Origin of the sequence: Shewanella zhangzhouensis (genome assembly GCF_019457615.1) — a bacterium.
GTDB lineage: Bacteria > Pseudomonadota > Gammaproteobacteria > Enterobacterales > Shewanellaceae > Shewanella > Shewanella zhangzhouensis.
Genome location: NZ_CP080414.1, coordinates 4,229,084 through 4,247,174, shown reverse-complemented (window position 1 = coordinate 4,247,174; position 18,091 = coordinate 4,229,084). Strand labels below are relative to the sequence as shown.

General features: G+C 55.9%; 13 protein-coding genes. 4 read left to right on the top strand and 9 right to left on the bottom strand.

Annotated elements, in window-relative coordinates; translation table 11 throughout:
• Positions 1-72: 72 nt before the first annotated feature.
• Positions 73-381 carry a pyrimidine/purine nucleoside phosphorylase gene (gene ppnP / locus K0H63_RS18720; RefSeq protein ID WP_220065986.1) on the bottom strand — a complete coding sequence of 103 codons (309 nt, stop codon included), beginning with the start codon at positions 379-381 and terminating at the stop codon, positions 73-75.
• A 216-nt stretch (positions 382-597) separates the two neighbouring features.
• Between ppnP and K0H63_RS18715 the strand changes: the two genes are divergently transcribed.
• Positions 598-2,145 (top strand): AbgT family transporter, encoded by a 1,548-nt coding sequence (locus K0H63_RS18715; protein ID WP_220065985.1) that lies wholly within the window; start codon positions 598-600, stop codon positions 2,143-2,145.
• 56 nt (positions 2,146-2,201) lie between these two features.
• On the opposite strand, the gene ovoA is transcribed toward K0H63_RS18715, so the two are convergent.
• The 4 genes from ovoA to K0H63_RS18695 all read right to left on the bottom strand — a co-directional run bounded on the left by ovoA (position 2,202) and on the right by K0H63_RS18695 (position 6,318).
• A complete protein-coding gene (gene ovoA / locus K0H63_RS18710) occupies positions 2,202-4,331 on the bottom strand; it encodes a 5-histidylcysteine sulfoxide synthase (RefSeq protein ID WP_220065984.1) in 2,130 nt (709 codons plus the stop codon).
• Between the two features lie 223 nt (positions 4,332-4,554).
• Positions 4,555-5,181 carry a Type 1 glutamine amidotransferase-like domain-containing protein gene (locus K0H63_RS18705; protein ID WP_220065983.1) on the bottom strand — a complete coding sequence of 209 codons (627 nt, stop codon included), beginning with the start codon at positions 5,179-5,181 and terminating at the stop codon, positions 4,555-4,557.
• 18 nt (positions 5,182-5,199) lie between these two features.
• Entirely contained in the window at positions 5,200-5,754 is a 555-nt protein-coding gene (locus K0H63_RS18700; RefSeq protein ID WP_258405614.1) for a TFIIB-type zinc ribbon-containing protein, read from the bottom strand.
• A 99-nt stretch (positions 5,755-5,853) separates the two neighbouring features.
• Positions 5,854-6,318 (bottom strand): Lrp/AsnC family transcriptional regulator, encoded by a 465-nt coding sequence (locus tag K0H63_RS18695; protein WP_220065982.1) that lies wholly within the window; start codon positions 6,316-6,318, stop codon positions 5,854-5,856.
• 152 nt (positions 6,319-6,470) lie between these two features.
• On the opposite strand from K0H63_RS18695, the gene K0H63_RS18690 reads away from it, so the two are divergent.
• Positions 6,471-7,649 carry a PrnB family protein gene (locus K0H63_RS18690; protein WP_220065981.1) on the top strand — a complete coding sequence of 393 codons (1,179 nt, stop codon included), beginning with the start codon at positions 6,471-6,473 and terminating at the stop codon, positions 7,647-7,649.
• A complete protein-coding gene (locus K0H63_RS18685) occupies positions 7,646-8,761 on the top strand; it encodes an aminotransferase class V-fold PLP-dependent enzyme (RefSeq protein WP_220065980.1) in 1,116 nt (371 codons plus the stop codon). The genes K0H63_RS18690 and K0H63_RS18685 overlap by 4 nt, the downstream gene beginning before the upstream one ends.
• A gap of 145 nt (positions 8,762-8,906) precedes the next feature.
• On the opposite strand, the gene glnA is transcribed toward K0H63_RS18685, so the two are convergent.
• Positions 8,907-10,316: a glutamate--ammonia ligase gene (gene glnA, locus K0H63_RS18680; protein ID WP_220065979.1), complete on the bottom strand. Its 1,410-nt coding sequence runs from the start codon at positions 10,314-10,316 to the stop codon at positions 8,907-8,909.
• A 458-nt stretch (positions 10,317-10,774) separates the two neighbouring features.
• Between glnA and typA the strand changes: the two genes are divergently transcribed.
• Complete coding sequence (typA, locus tag K0H63_RS18675; RefSeq protein WP_220065978.1) at positions 10,775-12,589, top strand: translational GTPase TypA; 1,815 nt, start codon at positions 10,775-10,777, stop codon at positions 12,587-12,589.
• 51 nt (positions 12,590-12,640) lie between these two features.
• Here the strand turns inward: typA and K0H63_RS18670 are convergent, their stop codons facing one another.
• From K0H63_RS18670 to K0H63_RS18660, 3 genes are all read right to left on the bottom strand, one after another.
• Positions 12,641-14,674: a M20/M25/M40 family metallo-hydrolase gene (locus K0H63_RS18670; RefSeq protein WP_220065977.1), complete on the bottom strand. Its 2,034-nt coding sequence runs from the start codon at positions 14,672-14,674 to the stop codon at positions 12,641-12,643.
• Between the two features lie 233 nt (positions 14,675-14,907).
• A complete protein-coding gene (locus K0H63_RS18665; RefSeq protein ID WP_220065976.1) occupies positions 14,908-15,993 on the bottom strand; it encodes a PepSY-associated TM helix domain-containing protein in 1,086 nt (361 codons plus the stop codon).
• Positions 15,994-15,997: 4 nt separating this feature from the next.
• Positions 15,998-18,073, bottom strand: a complete 2,076-nt coding sequence (locus K0H63_RS18660; RefSeq protein WP_220065975.1) for a TonB-dependent siderophore receptor — start codon at positions 18,071-18,073, stop codon at positions 15,998-16,000.
• Between the last annotated feature and the right edge of the window lie 18 nt (positions 18,074-18,091).

Here is an 18,091-nt window from a genome sequence, read left to right as displayed (position 1 = left end):
AAAGATAGCGGTTTGCGTGCAGAAAGTCGCCAAACTCAGGGTGTTTCTGCACGCCAGCGGATAAATATGACATCAGAGATAACTGCAAAGGTACTCGGCAACGTCTGCAGCACGGATTGAGAAGCTGACATCGGCGTCCAGATTGAAGGTGCTGCCTTCAGCGAAGGTTTGCCACTGACTCTCCCCCGGCAGCAGCACCTCAAAGGCGCCGCTGATCACCTGCATTTGCTCAGGCTGAGTGGTGGAAAACTCATATTCGCCCGGTAATACCACGCCGATAGTCTGCTTTTGTCCGCCAACGTAGATGGCACGGCTGGTAACCTTACCGTCAAAGTACACATTGGCCTTAAGGGCGACGTTCACGTTTTCCAAAACCTTCATAGTTTTCCTCTCCTTTAGCTGCGATTACTCGAATATAAAGGGCAACGCGGCTGCAGGCCAATGAATAATTTGATGCTGTAATTTGATTAGGTTTCGGCCTGCGTGGTGGTCTGGATCCTGCTGGAAAAGTCACTTTCCTTAAGTTGTATTTCATTCCTCTGTTCTAGGATGATGGGTTAATTTAACAAAACCAAAATCAATAAAGGGAGCAACAGCATGGAGACAGGCACGGCGACCAGGGAGGGAGGCCTCCTTGGCAAGTTTTTGAATGGCATCGAGAAGGCCGGAAATAAGCTGCCGGATCCGGCGGTGATATTCTTGCTGGCCATGGTGCTGATTTGGGGTCTGTCGGCGCTGTTTTCCCGCTTTGAGTTCAGTGCCATCGATCCCCGCACCGGCGAAGCGATTGTGGTGCACAACTTGCTGACCGGTGATGCGCTGGCGGGCTTTCTGGCCAATATGGTGAAAACCTTCACCTCGTTCGCCCCGCTGGGGGTGGTGCTGGTGGCCATGCTGGGGGTTGGGGTGGCCGAGCATTCGGGCTTTATCAATACCGGCCTGAAGATGATGCTCAAGGTGACACCGGCCAAGCTGCTTACGCCATCCATCATCCTGATTGCCATCGTCAGCCACACAGCCACTGATGCTGGCTACGTGCTGGTGATTCCGCTTGCCGGAGTGATCTTCTACGCCATGGGGCGCCATCCCCTGGCGGGCATTGCCGCAGCTTTTGCCGGGGTATCCGGCGGCTTTGGCGCCAACTTTGTGCCTTCAGGGCTGGATCCCTTGCTGCAAAGCTTTACCCAGAGCGCAGCGCAAATCATCGACCCGGAAATCGCCATTAACCCGCTCAATAACTGGTTTTTTGCCTCGGCGTCGAGTCTGCTGATTGTGCTGCTGGGCTGGTATCTCACCGACAAGGTGATTGAGCCGCGTCTGGCCAATACCCCAATCGATGGTGATACTTCCAACCTGCCCAGGTTCGATGAGGCGGGCCCCCGTGAGAAGCAGGGTTTTTTGCTGGCCGTAGCCGTGATGGTGGCGGGTCTGGTGCTTCTGTATATGGCGGCAAGCCCGGCGGATTCTCCGTTAAGGGCCAAGAGTGGTAATTTGTCTGACTTCAGCGCGCCCCTGATGCAATCGATAGTGCCGCTGATTTTCCTGCTGTTTTGGATCCCCGGTGCCGTATATGGCTTCTACGTGGGCACCTTCAAAAAGAGTAAGGACATGATAGATGCCATGTCCAAGTCCATGGGTAGCATGGCCTATTACATAGTGATGGCCTTCTTCTGCGCGCTCTTTATTGCCGCTTTCAGCCAGTCCAATCTGGGGGCTTTGCTGGCCATTGAAGGGGCCGAGGTGCTCAAGGCGTTGGCGCTGCCAAGTGCGGTGACCATAGTGGGCATCATCTTCCTCACCGCCTTTGTGAACCTGTTTGTGGGCTCAAGTTCGGCCAAGTGGGCGCTGCTGGGCCCCATTTTTGTGCCCATGCTGATGCAGCTGAATATCTCCCCCGACCTGACCCAGGCGGCTTACCGGGTGGGCGACTCAGGCTCTAACATCATCACCCCACTGATGCCTTACTTCCCGCTGGTGGTGGTCTATTGCCAGAAGTATGTGAAAAACACCGGCATTGGCACCCTGATTGCCATGATGCTGCCGTTCTCTGTGGTGTTCCTGGTGGGCTGGACCGCCTTCCTGCTGCTGTACTGGACCCTGGGCTTCCCGCTGGGCCTGCAGGCGAGCTACACCTACGGTCTGTAGGCAACATGAGCTAATAAAAACGCCCGCAATCGCGGGCGTTTTTTATTAGCTGAGACTCATTGGCGTTTGCGCCAGATACTCATCTCCGACAGGCTGTGCTGGAATTTGCGTTTGGTTTCGCGAATGACGAAGGGCACTTCCTTCACCGCCACCAGTTCGAAGTGGGGAATGAGCGTCTCGGTGAGGCCATCGAGGGTGGTAAAGTTCTCACCGTTCACCTTGATACCGCCCAGCCAATTGGACTTGGGGGTATAGTCCTCAAGCCAGGTGTAAGGTGAGGCAATCACCAGATAACCGCCCGTATTGATGCGGCTGTGAATTTGCTCGAGGAAGGCCTTTGGCTCATTCAGCCTGTCGATTAGGTTGGAGGCGTACACCAAATCATAGCCACTGAAGCGCGGCTTTAGATTAAGCGCATCGCCCTGCAGGAAGTCGATTTTGTGCTTCACTTCGTTGTAGCCGAGGCTTGCGAGCGATGCGGTGCGGTATTCCACCAACTCGCCTTCCGTACGTATGGTGTAGCGCTTCTCGCCCTGCTCCTTGAGGGCATAGGCCTGTTGGATGAAGCGGGCGGAGAAATCGATGGCATCTACGGCATCAAAATGGCGTGCCAGCTCAAAACTGGCCCGGCCCACGGAGCAGCCGATGTCCAGCGCTTTGGCGTGGCGCTCAAGGTTGATTTCGGCCAGCGCTTCCTGCACCCCTTTTACACAGAAGTTGGCCACGCCGAAGTACTCGCGGCCGTAATGGAATTCGAGGTACTGGGAGATCAGTTCATCGGTTTCATACACATTCACCTTCACGCCCTCATCCGGTGATTGGCTGGACTCCACGTAGCGGAAGCCAGCATGCTGATAGAAGTGACGGCGAAACGCATAGCGCGAGGCGGCGATGGCTTCGTTGCCGGTGGAAATCCAGCTGCCGCCCTTGATGAGGTTATGCTTGCCATCAAAGGTGGGGGTGGAGAAGTCGTCATACAGCGGGTGCACCCCAAAGCCCGGGAAGCCGTCGATGGCAGTCTCGGTCCATTGCCACACATTGCCCACCAGATCGAAAAAGCGTCCCTGACGGAAACGGTTCACCGGGCAGGATGAAGCGTAGTGGGCCAGATTGAGGTTACCCGGGAGTTCGCGCCAGGCGGGCGCGGCGCCTATGGCGGTCATATCGCCTTCAAGCTCTTGTCTGAGCCAACACCATTCGGCCTCGGTGGGCAGACGAATACTGCGCTCCGTAGTCGCCGCCTTCCAGTTGCAAAAGGCTTTGGCTTCCAGCTGGTTTACTTCCACCGGCCAATTGAGTGGCAGCGGGATTTCGCTGCAGAGATTACGCTGATACCAGCGGCCGTCTCTCTGGCGCCAAAAGCGTGGCATGTCGGCGTTGGTGTATTCACGCCAGGCATTGCCTTCATCGCTCCACCATCTGGCTTCCTGATAGCCACCGGCCTCTACAAAGGCCATAAACTCGCCGTTGGACACCAGTTTTTCGCTGGCGCGAAAATCGCTGATGTGGTGATGGCTATGGCCGTATTCGTTATCCCAGCCGTAGGTTGCATCTTCATCGGCTTTGCCAAGGCTGATATCGCCGCCTTTGACCTGGAGCATCGGATTATCCGGTGTCTCGCCATAATCCCTGCATTCGGGCCACTGCATTGAAGGTGTCAGATCTTCAAGGGGCAGCTGGCGGATAATCACCGAGGAGGTCTCGAGGTGAATGCGCTCGTGTTCAATGCCCATCAAAATCGCCCAGGCGAGGCTATTTTGGCCGATGGGCAGCTCCAGCGGCATGGTGTCGATAAGGCCTTCAATCAGGGCTCGCACCTCATTGCGGTACGCGCGCACCTCATCCACCTGCGGCCAGTCGTAATGGGCATCGTTCAGGTCATCCCAGGACATTTCGTCCACACCAATGGCAAACATGGACTCGAAATGGTCGTTGATACGCTCGTCTATGTACTTGCCCAGCTTGAGCTTATTGATAAAAAAGGTGGCGGTGTGGCCGAAGTAGAAAATCAGTGGATGACGTAGCGGCTCGGCCTTTTTAAAGTAGGCATCGTCATTGGAAATCAGGGAAAACAGGGATTCATACTGAGCCCAACTGTTTTGGAAATAGGCTTTGATTTCAGCGCGTTTGCTTTGAGTGTCCTCGCCGCTGAGCAAAGGCGTGGGCGGTGCGGTCAGTAATTCCATGGCAAGTTTTTCCCCTGTGCGGATATGGCTGTCGGCAGCTGTGCCAATCAATATAAGTGCTGAGAATGACAGCGAGCCATTACGGCCAGAATGGATGTGCGGATCAGCTTGATAGACCTTGTAATCCGATAATGGCTTTCAATGCTCAGCAATTAATCGGCACACCCACAAAGGCCTGTGCCGAATGGTTAGCCCCAAGGCTTGGGGTCGAGACCCGCACCGGTTATTCCGGCGCAATAAGAGTGGGGGTGCCTGTTGTGTGAAGCGCGTTGTCCCTCAGCTCGATGGCATCAGTGTTTGCCATCAGATACAGGGCGGCGGGCGTTTCACTGACCTTGAGGCTGGCCGCAAGCGCTGCCTTGTCCTGAACATGGGGGATGATCCCAAAGGGGACCAGCCCCAGCCCCTGTGTGATTTGAAAGGGTACGACCGGCTCGTCGCCACAGTAGACCGCTGAGGCGATGTCCGGTGTCATCAGGATGGCTCCGGCGCTGACGCCCACCAGGTGGCCGCCGGCCGCCACGAAGGCTTTCAGGCGCTCATCCAAACCACTTGCACCAAGATGGTGCAGATATTCAAAGCTGTTGCCACCGCAGAGATGAATGATGTCGCAGGCAAACAGCGGCTCGTACAGTTCGCAGTCCGGCCCGTGGATAGGTTCGGCAAAAGCGGTTATCTGTGCGCCCAGGCTATCGTAGAGTTCGACTATGGGCTGAAAGTATTCCCGGGTGGGGTCGGCGCTGGAGGCCAGGTAGCCTACGCTGGGATTTTCACCAATGGAAGCCAACCATTTGCCCAGACAGGCCCGAATTTCGTCAGCGCGGGTATCACTCAGTAACAGCAGCGACATCTTTTGCTCCTTACTCCTTTACCGTTTGGTGCTGTAGGGATCGTCTGCCAGCAGGTAACTCTTCAGCTCGGCTTTATTTGGCTGGCCCTGTAACCAATCGCGGATCCTTTTAAGTTCAGTGTAGGTGCTGTCACCAAACTTGCGGCGATAGTGCTCGCCAAAATTGGCCTGAGTCTGGCTCTGTTTTAAGCGATTTTGCCACTCCTGAGTGACCAGCAAATTCAGGCAGCTGGCAAGCCCCATGGACTTGAGCAGTGGCCATTCGCCCTTATCGAGCCATACGCCACCCACAGCGGCGCTGTAGTCGAGCCTGTGGTCTGTGTCTGTGCTGATTTTAAGCTTACGCATCAGGGTTTGGCTCATGGGGCAAAACAGCGCCATGGGGCTGTCTTCACTGTCTTCTACGGCCGTAATGGCCTCAAATTCGGTGTCGGGGTTGGCCTGTTTCCAGGTGACAAAGTCGTCAATCAGGACCCAGTGGCCACCGCAGTGATTACAGCGGTGGGCCAAGAAGAGGTTGTCGAGCCGGGTAGGAACCAGGCTGCCGTGTTTACAGGCGCTGCAGTGCATCATCAAACCTTTGTATGAGCTTTACGCTTGGGGTCGTTAAATTTGAAAAGCCTTCCCAGACTAGGGGATTTTCAGTTGCCGCTCAAGACCGGCAATGCTTGGTCAGTCCAATGGCAGTGCCGTGCGGCAAAAGGTTTGTTTGAGTACCACGGTCGACTCTATACCCGATACTCCCGGCAGGCTTCCGAGGGATTTTTTGACGAAACGTTCGTAGGCCAGAAGGTCTTTGGCGACGATTTTGAGCAGGTAATCGTGGGCCCCCGTAATTACAGAGCACTCCATGACCTCAGGCAGCAGGGCGACGGCAGTTTCAAACTGTTCGGCGGCCCTGTCGGAGTTTTCGCTGAGTCTGACCGAGGCATAGACTATCACCTCGAAGCCCGCTTTCCTGTGATTGATGGCGGCGGTATACCCCGTGATATAGCCTTCCTGCTCGAGGCGACGAATACGCCGCAAACAGGGGGTGTCAGACAGGTTTACCGAGGCGGCCAGTTCGGTGATGCTCTGGCGGCCATTGCGTTGCAGTGCGGCGAGGAGCGCGAGGTCTTTCTTATCCAGCTGGCTCATGATGAGTGAAATTCGATATTGAATACTTATTTGTTGTTGATTATCACTAATAAGAGGCGCTTTGTCGCCAGGCTTTGGTGAAAATACCCTGTTTCTCTGTGCTAGGCTGATACAGGCTCTGCCCGAATGGCTGAGCATGGAGAACGATAATAATGAAACCCATGACACTGAACGTTGAAGCTTTTGATGACTGGCTTCGTACCCGCTTTGTAGAACTGAACAATGAACTCGAACACCTCTATTGGCTGCAAACCGATAGAGCCAACGTGGTTGGCGTGGGTGATGATCTGAAGGCGCAGCTGGAAACCGAGGGGCGCAAACATATTTGCGCCCTGCTGGATGAAGGTAATACCGACGAAGGCTTCGATGCCGCCTTCGATTTACTCGGCAATGTGGGCCTGTATATGGCCGCCTGCCGACGTCACGAAATTACCGAGCCAACACGGGAGACCCAGTCTCCGCTGGTGGAGGCCTCGGCACTGGCGATGCACATAGGTGCGTCCATCGGCGTAACCCCACGCTTTGCCACCGCGCACCTGACTACCCATAACCTGGCCCGGGATGGCAAATACAAGCGATTTACCGATTTGCACGACGAGCGCCTGTTCGTGGACTACAACACCAAGGGCATTCTTGCGTACAAGCGCGCGGCCGATGCGCTGCTGAAAATCCTGCCGCTGGGGGTATCTCACCCCATCACCGCAGACTTGCTCAAGGTCGCCCGTCAGGCGTTGCAGGATGTGATGGACTCAAATACCACCCTGTTCAACGAGCTGGATACCGACCGTTTCTTCTATTGTGTGCGCCCTTACTACAAGCCTTACCGGGTGGGCAGCCAGGTGTATCGTGGCGCCAACGCGGGGGATTTCGCCGGCATCAACGTGATAGATCTGCTGCTGGGGCTTTGTTACGCCAATGAGCCTTCCTATTCCCAGATGCTGGTGGATAAGTTCCTCTATATGATGCCGGAAGATCAGGCTATTTTGCGTGACTGCATGCGCCGCACCAGCCTGATGGAGCATTTCCTGGCCGCCACGGGCGCCAAAGAGCAGAGCTGGTATCAGGACAATTTGCGCCTGTTCCTTGAGGTGTGTGAACTCCACGGCCAAACAGCCATTCAGCATCACGACCAGTTGGTACACAAATACATTGCCGAGCCGTCTGTGAATATGCAGCAGCAACATATGTCCAAGGTGACAGCCAGTGGCCCACCGCTGCATGTGCTCATTGGGGCGCTGGAAAAACTCAGGGACAGACGCGCGGCAGCCAAGCGCAGCGATATACGTACTGCCTGGCAGGAAGTGGCGCGATTAAAGGCGACTTTGTCATGAGTGAACAAAAATCAGCATTTTTTCTACCCGATGGCACCTACCTGCTGAGCCACTCGGTTGGTCGGCCGCTTAAAGCAGCCAAGGCGGGATTCGAGCAGGATTATTGGCAGCCCTGGTGCCAATCGGGGCGCGAGCCATGGGGTGACTGGTTGTCTGCGGTTGAAGGGTTTCGCACGGCATTGGGGCAACTCTTTGATGGTAACGCCAGGGATTTTTGCCCACAGGTGAATTTGTCGTCGGCGCTGACCAAGCTGGTGTTATCGTACCCAAGGCTTAAGGCCCGCGGCGCGCGCATTCTGATGTGCGAAGAAGACTTCCCGTCCATGGGATTTGCGCTGCAGCAGGCCTTGCCCCATGCCCGTCTGGAGTTTATTCCCGCGGGCGTCGACATCACAGACGCCAATGCCTGGGAGGCGTATTTAACCCCGGGGCTGGATCTGGTGTTTATCAGCCATGCGTTTTCCAATCTGGGAGCCTTGTCACCGGTGGAAGCGCTGGTCCCGCGCTGTCGTGAGCTGGGAATTTTGACCCTGGTGGACGTGGCTCAGTCGGCGGGGGCCGTGCCCTTATCTGTGACCGGGCTGGCACCTGACTTTCTGATTGGCTCGGCGGTGAAATGGCTCTGCTCCGGGCCGGGAGCGGCCTACCTCTGGGTTCATCCCGAGCGGCTGGCAGAATGCGAGCCTGTGGATGTGGGCTGGTTTTCCCATGAAAACCCGTTCGAATTCAATATTCACGATTTTCGTTATCATCCGTCGGCGTTGAGATTCTGGGGTGGAACCCCCTCTGTGGCGCCTTACGTGATTGGCGCCCACAGTATTGGCTGGTTTGCTTCCCTGGGTGCTGACAAGGTAAGAGCGCACAATCAGGCTTTGGTTTCAATGCTTTATGATGAGTTGCACCAGCATGGTGCAGGCCCTTCTCAGGCGCAAAGCCGCAGTGGCACTGCCATTTTACAATTCGGTGACAGTACTGCAGCTGTGATGGCCGCTCTCAATGAGGCCAGTATCAGCGTCGACAATCGTCGCTACGGCATGCGGGTGTCACCGCATCTCTATAACGATGAAGCCGATATACAGCGCTTTATTGCGTGTGTGCGAGGCGCACTGTAAGGCGGGTTGCACGGCGGATTCGACATTGTTGTTTTTGTTACCATAAGCCCAAAATAAACGCCCCGGACCTGAGTCCGGGGCGTCTTTTTTGTTTTCCGCCTACTTTATCTGCTGACTGCAGATAAAGGGGCGGTTTTGCAGGGTATTACAGGCTGTAATACATTTCGAACTCGAGTGGGTGAGTAGTGCGGTTCACGCGCTCGGCTTCAGCAGTCTTCAGACGGATGTAAGAGTCGATGAAGTCGTTGCTGAACACGCCACCCTTGGTCAGGAACTCGCGGTCTGCATCCAGAGCCGCCAGTGCCACGTCCAGAGACTCGGCTACAGTTGGGATCTCGGCCGCTTCTTCGGCTGGCAGATCGTACAGATCCTTATCCATGGCATCGCCAGGGTGGATCTTGTTCTGGATACCGTCCAGACCGGCCATCAGCAGAGCCGCGAAGCCCAGATATGGGTTGGCAGTTGGGTCTGGGAAGCGGGTCTCGATACGACGACCTTTAGGGCTTGGTACCACTGGGATACGGATAGAAGCAGAGCGGTTACGGGCTGAGTAAGCCAGCATTACCGGGGCTTCGAAGTGTGGTACCAGACGCTTGTAAGAGTTGGTGCTTGGGTTGGTGAAGGCGTTCAGGGCACGGGCGTGCTTGATGATACCGCCGATGTAGTACAGGGCAGTTTCAGACAGACCGCCGTACTTGTCGCCGGCAAACAGGTTAACGCCATCTTTGGCCAGAGACTGGTGAACGTGCATACCTGAGCCGTTGTCGCCAACGATTGGCTTAGGCATAAAGGTGGCAGTCTTGCCGTAGGCGTGGGCCATGTTGTGCACCACGTACTTCAGGATCTGGATTTCGTCGGCTTTCTTGGTCAGGGTGTTGAAACGGGTTGCGATTTCGTTCTGACCGGCAGTGGCCACTTCGTGGTGGTGAGCTTCAACTACCTGACCCATTTCTTCCAGTACCAGACACATGGCAGAGCGCAGGTCCTGTGAAGAGTCAACCGGAGCAACGGGGAAGTAACCGCCTTTCACGAATGGACGGTGACCGGTGTTGCCATCTTCGTAGCTGGTGCCTGAGTTCCAGGCGGCTTCTTTGGCGTCGATCTTCACGAAGGTACCGCTCATGTCGGTGCCGAAACGTACGTCGTCGAACAGGAAGAATTCTGGCTCTGGGCCCATCAGCACTGTGTCGGCGATGCCGGTGGCGCGCAGGTATTCTTCGGCCTTCTTGGCGATGGAGCGTGGGTCACGATCGTAACCAGTCATGGTGCCTGGCTCGAGGATGTCACAACGGATGATGGCAGTGGTTTCTTCGGTGAAAGGATCCAGCACGAAGGTGGTCGCATCTGGCATCAGTACCATGTCAGATTCGTTGATACCTTTCCAACCGGCGATGGATGAGCCGTCGAACATTTTACCGTCTTCAAAGAAGTCGGCGTCTACCTGATGCGTTGGAATAGACACGTGCTGTTCTTTACCCTTGGTATCGGTAAAGCGCAGATCCACGAACTTCACTTCCAGGTCTTTCAACTGCTTCAACACATTTTCAACTGACATGCTTGAGTCTCCGGTAGGGTAAAGGGTCTTCCCTTACTATCATTACTTTTGTCGGTGGTGGCTTTTGCAGGCTGCACCGAAACTTGGCACAGATAAAGCCAGTAACGTGCCAAGATGATAACTTGCTGATTATAAGAGAAATGGTGTTTAGCTGGTGACCAGAATGGACAGGGTTTGCACCAAAATGGAGCATTTCGCGCACAATGTTGGTGCGCGCACTGTGGCTGTGCATGATAAAGGTGCAGTCGGGCAAGGCCTGGCTCTCCCAAACGGCCAAAAAATAATCCTGTCCGTGAGGACGCTGCTAGAGTAGAATGGCACGCTTTTTAACGCAAGGGGCTGGGGAATAGTTCAGAAAAACGTCATTTTCCCACCCCCGCCGGCAACAAATCCGGCCGTTCCTGGGCGCGCCCACATAGGAACATCGCACACTGAAACAAGATGGTAAGAGGCTAACCGTGTTAGAAAATTTGCGTAACATCGCCATTATTGCCCACGTTGACCATGGTAAAACCACCCTGGTTGACAAGCTGCTCTCCCAGTCCGGCACCCTGGAAAGCCGTGGCGAAGCCACCGAGCGCGTGATGGACTCCAATGACCTGGAAAAAGAGCGTGGCATCACCATTCTGGCGAAGAACACTGCCATCAAGTGGAATGACTACCGTATTAACATCGTAGACACACCCGGCCACGCCGACTTCGGTGGTGAGGTTGAGCGTGTACTGTCTATGGTGGACTCAGTTCTCCTGCTGGTTGATGCCGTTGACGGCCCAATGCCACAGACCCGTTTCGTAACCAAGAAGGCATTCGCCCAGGGCCTCAAGCCTATCGTGGTTATCAACAAAGTTGACCGTCCGGGCGCCCGTCCTGATTGGGTAATAGATCAGGTATTTGACCTGTTCGACAACCTGGGTGCCACCGACGAACAGCTGGACTTCCCTATCGTTTACGCCTCGGCCCTGAACGGCTTTGCCACTCTGGATCCCGATGAGCCAAGCGAAGACATGACTCCGCTGTTCCAGACCATCGTTGAAAAAGTATCTCCTCCGGATGCCGACGCCGAAGGCGCCTTCCAGATGCAGATCTCTCAGCTGGACTACAACAGCTACGTGGGCGTTATCGGCGTAGGCCGTATCAAGCGCGGCAGCGTAAAGACCAACCAACAGGTCACTGTGGTAGGTGCTGACGGCAAGACCCGTAACGGTAAAATCGGCCAGGTACTGGGTTACATGGGCCTGGAGCGTCACGAAGTCACCAGCGCCAACGCCGGTGACATCGTTGCTATCACAGGTCTGGGCGAGCTGAAGATTTCTGACACCATCTGTGCCGTAGGCAATGTTGAGGCTCTGCCTCCGCTGTCTGTAGACGAGCCAACCCTGACCATGACCTTCCAGGTAAACACCTCTCCGTTTGCCGGTAAAGAAGGTAAGTACGTGACTTCACGTAACATCCTTGAGCGTCTGCAACAGGAACTGGTTCACAACGTGGCCCTGCGTGTAGAAGAAACCGACAGCCCTGACCGTTTCCGCGTGTCTGGCCGTGGTGAACTGCACCTGTCTATCCTGATCGAAAACATGCGCCGTGAAGGTTACGAGCTGGCGGTATCCCGTCCAGAAGTAATCATCAAGGAAATCGACGGTGAGAAGTGCGAGCCATACGAGCAGCTGACCGTTGACGTGGAAGAAGATCATCAGGGTACTGTGATTGAAAAGCTGGGTACCCGTAAGGCTGACATGAAAGACATGCAGCTGGACGGCAAGGGTCGTGTACGTATCGACTTCGTTATCCCAAGCCGTGGCCTGATTGGCTTCCAGACCGAGTTTATGACTGCGACCTCTGGTACCGGTCTGCTCTACCACACCTTCGACCACTACGGTCCATACAAGGGTGGCGACATCGGTCAGCGCAACAACGGTGTACTGATCTCCAACGCTACCGGTAAGGCACTGACCTTCGCCCTGTTCGGTCTGCAGGACCGTGGTCGTCTGATGATTGGCCACGCCGCTGAAGTTTACGAAGGCCAGGTGATCGGTATCCACAGCCGTTCAAACGACCTGACCGTAAACTGCCTCAAGGGCAAGCAGCTGACCAACATGCGTGCCTCTGGTACCGACGAAGCTCAGGTGCTGACTCCGCACATCCAGATGACCCTGGAGCAGGCGCTGGAGTTTATCGATGATGACGAGCTGGTAGAAGTGACGCCACAGAGCATCCGCGTACGTAAGAAGTTCCTGACTGAGAACGACCGTAAGCGTGCCAGCCGTCAGGGCTAATCCCTGATAACGGACCAAAGAAAACCCCCGGCTTGCCGGGGGTTTTTGTTTTTACAGATTTACCTGCACCATTTGGGAGCAGGCATTGCTGTTGTCGCAGACCTGATAGCTGACCGAGACCGGCTCATTTTTGCCGACCTTGAATCTGTCGGTATAGCCGGTGCGGCTGGTTGTGCCAATTTCCACGCCATCGCGCAGCACCCGGTAGTTGCCCGAGCCAGTGTCCCAACTGAGCGCCACATAGACACTGCCAAGACGCGACTTGGTTGCCTTGGTGACCGAGAGCTCAATGTCACTCTGGGGAGGCTCCGGCACAGTCACATAGAAGCTTTGACTGCTGCTGGCGCTGGCACCGTCATCATCGGTCACGGTCAGGGTGACTGTGTAATTGCCCGATTGGGCGTAGCTGTGGCTGGTGTTCGCGCCGTTGCCGGTGCTGCCATCGCCGAAGTTCCACTGCCAGCTCACCAAATGGCCGTCACTGTCGCTGGCGCTGGACACAAACTGGCCGGTGGCTCCATTGAAGCTGGCGCTGAAGTTCGACAGCGGTGGCTGATTGGGGGTTGGGGTCGACACATCAAAGCTGCCGGTGAGGCTTAAATCTGAGTAAGCGCTGTAGGCTTTGAGCATCACATGCCAGGTGCCTTCGGTGGCCAGAGCCAGGTCGCAGCTTTCATTACTGCCGTTGTTCCAGGAGCGGCAGTCAAAATCTGAGGTCGATGGCGGCGTGCCGAACTTCACGTACATGTCGGCATCGCCATTGTTGGCGCTGGTGACAAAGCGCAGGTTCTCGGCATTGGCCGGTACCGCCAGGGTGAAATAGCTCTGGGCATCCCTGGCGGCGCTGAGCCCGGTAAGGGCCACGCCATTTTCAAGCTCGCCGGTTTCGGGGCCTGTGCCACCTGTGTTAAAGCCCAGCTCTACCAGATAGCTCGAGGCCAGCTTGGCAAAGTTGAGTGCATGTTCCATGGTGGGGTCGAGCTTGTCCAGGGTGTCCTGGGCGGTGTGGATATGGGGGTTGTAGTCGTTGAAGCGTGACTCAAATGGCATGGCAGCGGGGTAGCCCTGATTGTGCCAGGAGGCATGATCCGAGCAGCCATAACCGCACACATCCACGCCGTAGCTTATCTCCGTATGGTAGGTATCCATCAGCTTGATAAGAAACTGATTCAGGCCCGAATCTGTGTAGTCCTGCATCAGCACTATGTCTTCGTTGCTGCCGTTAAAGCCGGTCATATCCAGCTGCATAACCGCTACCACATTTTGTCCCTGACTGCGGGCCTCGGCGGCGATTTCGGCGCTGCCACGCAGACCCACCTCTTCGGCGGCATAGCCGATAAACTTGATGGTGCGCTTGGGCTGACCCTGGCTCATAAAGGCGCGGATCACCTCGGTGATGGTGGCCATGCCCGAGGCATTGTCGTCGGCGCCGGGAGCGCGGGTGGTTTCTGTGGTGTAGCCATTGATGGAGTCCAGGTGGCCGCCAAGAACGACAATCTCATCCGGGGCTTCGCTGCCGGTGAGGGTGAGGACGACCGAGTCCTGACGCCAGTCGGCATGGTCATACACGGCGGCATTGGCCCAGCTCTGGCCCGTGGCCAGTGCTGCCCAGTTATCTTTCACCCAGTGGGCGGCGTTTTCACCGTGGCTGGTGGTGTAGTAGCGGTTGGTGAATGCCTCCAGGCTGGTGACTGTATCCTTGATATTGCTTGCCATCAGCCGCGGCAGAATGTCGGCAACCCGCGCCGCCTGATTGGGCTCGCCGGGGAAACTGAACGCGGCCTGGCTGACCGGTACCAGACTGGCCGCCAGCGCATCGGCCTCGGTGGCGTGCACGCTGAAACCGCCGCAGCGATTGTGCTCTTTGTGCATCAGGGCGCTTAATTCCAGCAGCTTATCTTCGTTGAGGCGGGTGATAAGTTTGCCATGGCTTTCCCGCAGCTGAGGCTGGAGGTTATGCCTTTGCAGCAGGCTTTGCAGACTGTTTCCGGCGTCCTTGTCGGTCATAATCCACAGCTCATCCGCCATGGCGCCGAGGGGACACAGCAAGAGTGCCATACTCAGCAGCCGTTTTTTCGTTTTCATGGGTCAGTTCCTTTTTTGATGTTGTTATATGAGAGCGTGACCGACAATCCATTGCTGGTGCCACAGGCGGTCTGTGCGCCAGACAAGTGTGCCGGGAGGGCGGGCAGGGCCACATAAGGCGAAGCGATGATTTTTCGCCACAGCACTAGTAACTGTGGTTAGAACGGCGTTCTATTAACGTGCTGAGTAAAAAAGAAAAAGACACCGGATGGTGTCTTTTGGAAAGGTGTTTTTTATGCAGTTACCGGTGTGCGCCTCGGCGCTTTTCGCCCGCTGCGCTGGCGCCACATCCAGAATCCGGAGAGTGCCATCAGGCAGGGAAAGAAGCCGATAATACACCAGAGAATGCGGGTTGTGAGGCCACCGAAATCACCATAATGCAGTGGTCTGAAACTGTCGGTGAACTGATACAGCGCCGGTGCCCCGGCCACATCCAGGGTGCTGGTGTGTACCCCCGATTGATCGTTGTAGCTGATAATTGAGCCGAAGCGGCTTCGCAGCACGCCAGCATCTTCACGATAGCCAAAGAAGTGCACCCCGGGATAACTGGCGTCGGGCAAACGCAGATACGTTGGCACGAACGCGGGCAGTTGGCGGCGGGTATCGGCCAGCAGCGCATCAAAATCCAGCGCCGGACTGTAGTAGTTTTGGCTGATGATGTACTGGCTGTCGTCGTGGCCCGAGAGCTCTTCCTCATAGAAGTGCTCCAGATTCCACCAGGCGCCGGTAAAACCGAGCACCAGGAATATTGGTGCCCCCACAATGCCCAGCATCTTGTGGGTGTCGCTCAGCAACAGGCGCAGTCCCTTATGCCAGCGCAGGGTGAAGAAGGTTCGCCAAAACTGCCGGTGCAGCACTATGCCGGAAATGCCGAGGAACAAAAACAGCAGTGCCATGACACCGGCAATCAACAAACCGGCATGATCCAGCAACAACATGTAGTGCAGATCCAGCAGCCAGTCGGTGATGGCCCAGGTGAGGGACACCGGCGGCGTCAGGAGCGAGCCGCTGGCGGGGTCGACCCACACTTTTTGCCAATCGTAGGTGCCCATGGCGGCCACAAACAGGGTATCCGCTTCACCAGTCTGGCCAAATTGCCATCCAAGGATCTCACTGCCAGACAGCTGCTGATTGGCACTGGCCACCAATTGATTCATCGGCAGGCGCGTCCCGGCGCTGGCGTTAACCACTTCTGGCATCAACAGACTGTCGAGTTCTGCCTTAAACACCAGCAAACTGCCCGTCAGGGCGATAATAAAGAGCGGCAGGGCGGCAATCAGCCCCGCCAATCCGTGCCATTTCCACAGTAGTCTGCGCATGGGATTACCAGTTCGCGGTGAAGCTGAGTTTCACTTCACGGCCGCTGCCCGGCAGTACCCGCAGCAGGCTGTCTGAGCCGGAGAAGTAGTCTTCATCGTTCAGGTTGTTGACGATAAAGCGCAGATCGTACTGGTCCCAGCTGTAGGTCAGGTTCAGGTCAACCAGGGTGTAGGACGGCAGGTAAAAGTCGCCTTCACTGCTGTCGGTCAGCACCGCCTGTACGTTGCCTTGCTGCTTGCCGTAGTGATTGACACCGGCAGCCACGCTCAGACCATCGAGCATGTCATCCAGGTTGTATTTGAGCCAGCCACCCACTGCATAACGGGGCACATTGGCGACCCATTTGTCGTGCTCGGTATCGACGGCATGGGTGTATGCGCCGTGGCCAATCAGCTGCAGATCCTGTGTCAGCAGCCACTGCAAATCCAGCTCTATGCCACGGCTTTGCAGCTCGCCGGATGCCGAATAGGTAAAGTTGCCACCGGCATCCACATTGGCCAGCGCAATGTTCTTTTTGGTCAGCTCATAGAGAGACACAGTGGCGTTCAGGTCACCGTTAAAGGCGCGGCTCTTAAGGCCCAGTTCCCACTGCTGGCCTTCTTCCGGATCGAGAACCTTACCGTTGCTGTCCACATAGGACTGGGGGGTAAAGGCTTCAGAATAGCTGGCAAAGGCCACCCAATCGTCGTTGAAAGCGTAGCTTACACCGGCTCTGGGGCTCAGTTTGGTTTCGTAGTCATCCACATAGGCTTGCTTGTAGCGATCGAAACGGGCGCCCAGTGTAAAGCTCCAGTGGTCTCCCAGATTGATTTGATCCTGGGCGTACAGGCCCAGAATGCGATTCTCTACCTTGTTTTCGGGGCCGAACTGATTGACCTCTGTATCGGGGAAGACACTGTAATCGGGCTGGTAGAGATTAATGGTGGGGAAATCACTGCCCAGGGCGCCGCTGGTATAGAGATCCGATATAAAAATATCCACCCCTGCGGTAAACAGGTGCTCGGTCTCGCCCAGCATAAAGCGGCCATTGAGTCCTGTGTCCAGTGCCCAGGTTTTCCACTGGGTGCGATAGCTGAATTTGTACAGGTTCAAATCGCCGGTGTCGGCATTGTAACTGCTGGGATAGTAGAGATTGTGCCAGTCGCTTGAGGCATCCTGAAAACGCACATTCTGGCGCAGCTGCAAGCTGTCGGTCAGGTCCCAGCGCAGCTCGTAACCCAAACGATAGGTTTCGTCTTTGATGGCGCCGGGATCTTTGATGTTGCCGTAAAAGAGGTCCTTATTCAGCTGACCCAGTGGCGACTGCAGCACAGTCCCCATGGCAGGCAGTGGCATGCCCAGCTGGTTATCGTCCTTTGTGTAGCTGGTGAGCAGGGTCAGCGCGGCATCTTCACCCAGATTAAAGGTGAGCGACGGTGCGATAAAAAAGCGATTTTGTCCGTCAATATGGTCCACGCTGTTGGCCGCTTCGCGGTACGCCAGACCAACACGGCCGAAGATCTCGCCATCGTCGCTCAGTACGCGGTTGATGTCGGCATCCAGCTCACGGTAGCCCAGATTGCCACCCTGCAAGCTGATGCTGCCCATGTCGGTTTGGGTTGGGCGCTTGGTCACCAGGTTAACCATACCCGAGATGGCACCTGCACCATAAAGGGTGGAGGAAGGCCCTTTCATCACCTCAAGGGTTTCGAGATTCGACTGCTCCACATTGGCACCCAGACCATTGTCATTCAGGCGCAGGCCGTCGAGATAGATGTTTTGCGAGGCATCGAAACCCCGGATACGGAAGTAGTCGTAACCCTGATAGTAACCACCCGGCTGGATCCCGGCCACGTTCTTCAACGCGTCTTCCAAATGCACGACACCCTGATCATCAAGGAAATTTTTGGACAGGATCTGAATGTTCTGCGGCGCCTTCAGCAAGCTGAAGTCGCCCTTGGTGGTAGAAGGTGCAGTGGCTTTAGTGGTGACGATCATCCTTTCGATACTGATGTCAGAAGAGTCCTGACCATGGGCCGCCATGGCTGACATCAGTGCCACAGACAGCCCGGTTAATCTGAAGAGGCTGGAGCTGGACATGATTTGAGTATCCTCGCG

What these genes read in the sequence shown, in the direction of transcription:
- ppnP (WP_220065986.1), bottom strand. Translation starts at nt 381, where the DNA reads ATGAAGGTTTTGGAAAACGTGAACGTCGCCCTTAAGGCCAATGTGTAC.
- K0H63_RS18715 (WP_220065985.1), top strand. Translation starts at nt 598, where the DNA reads ATGGAGACAGGCACGGCGACCAGGGAGGGAGGCCTCCTTGGCAAGTTT.
- ovoA (WP_220065984.1), bottom strand. Translation starts at nt 4,331, where the DNA reads ATGGAATTACTGACCGCACCGCCCACGCCTTTGCTCAGCGGCGAGGAC.
- K0H63_RS18705 (WP_220065983.1), bottom strand. Translation starts at nt 5,181, where the DNA reads ATGTCGCTGCTGTTACTGAGTGATACCCGCGCTGACGAAATTCGGGCC.
- K0H63_RS18700 (WP_258405614.1), bottom strand. Translation starts at nt 5,754, where the DNA reads ATGATGCACTGCAGCGCCTGTAAACACGGCAGCCTGGTTCCTACCCGG.
- K0H63_RS18695 (WP_220065982.1), bottom strand. Translation starts at nt 6,318, where the DNA reads ATGAGCCAGCTGGATAAGAAAGACCTCGCGCTCCTCGCCGCACTGCAA.
- K0H63_RS18690 (WP_220065981.1), top strand. Translation starts at nt 6,471, where the DNA reads ATGAAACCCATGACACTGAACGTTGAAGCTTTTGATGACTGGCTTCGT.
- K0H63_RS18685 (WP_220065980.1), top strand. Translation starts at nt 7,646, where the DNA reads ATGAGTGAACAAAAATCAGCATTTTTTCTACCCGATGGCACCTACCTG.
- glnA (WP_220065979.1), bottom strand. Translation starts at nt 10,316, where the DNA reads ATGTCAGTTGAAAATGTGTTGAAGCAGTTGAAAGACCTGGAAGTGAAG.
- K0H63_RS18670 (WP_220065977.1), bottom strand. Translation starts at nt 14,674, where the DNA reads ATGAAAACGAAAAAACGGCTGCTGAGTATGGCACTCTTGCTGTGTCCC.
- K0H63_RS18665 (WP_220065976.1), bottom strand. Translation starts at nt 15,993, where the DNA reads ATGCGCAGACTACTGTGGAAATGGCACGGATTGGCGGGGCTGATTGCC.
- K0H63_RS18660 (WP_220065975.1), bottom strand. Translation starts at nt 18,073, where the DNA reads ATGTCCAGCTCCAGCCTCTTCAGATTAACCGGGCTGTCTGTGGCACTG.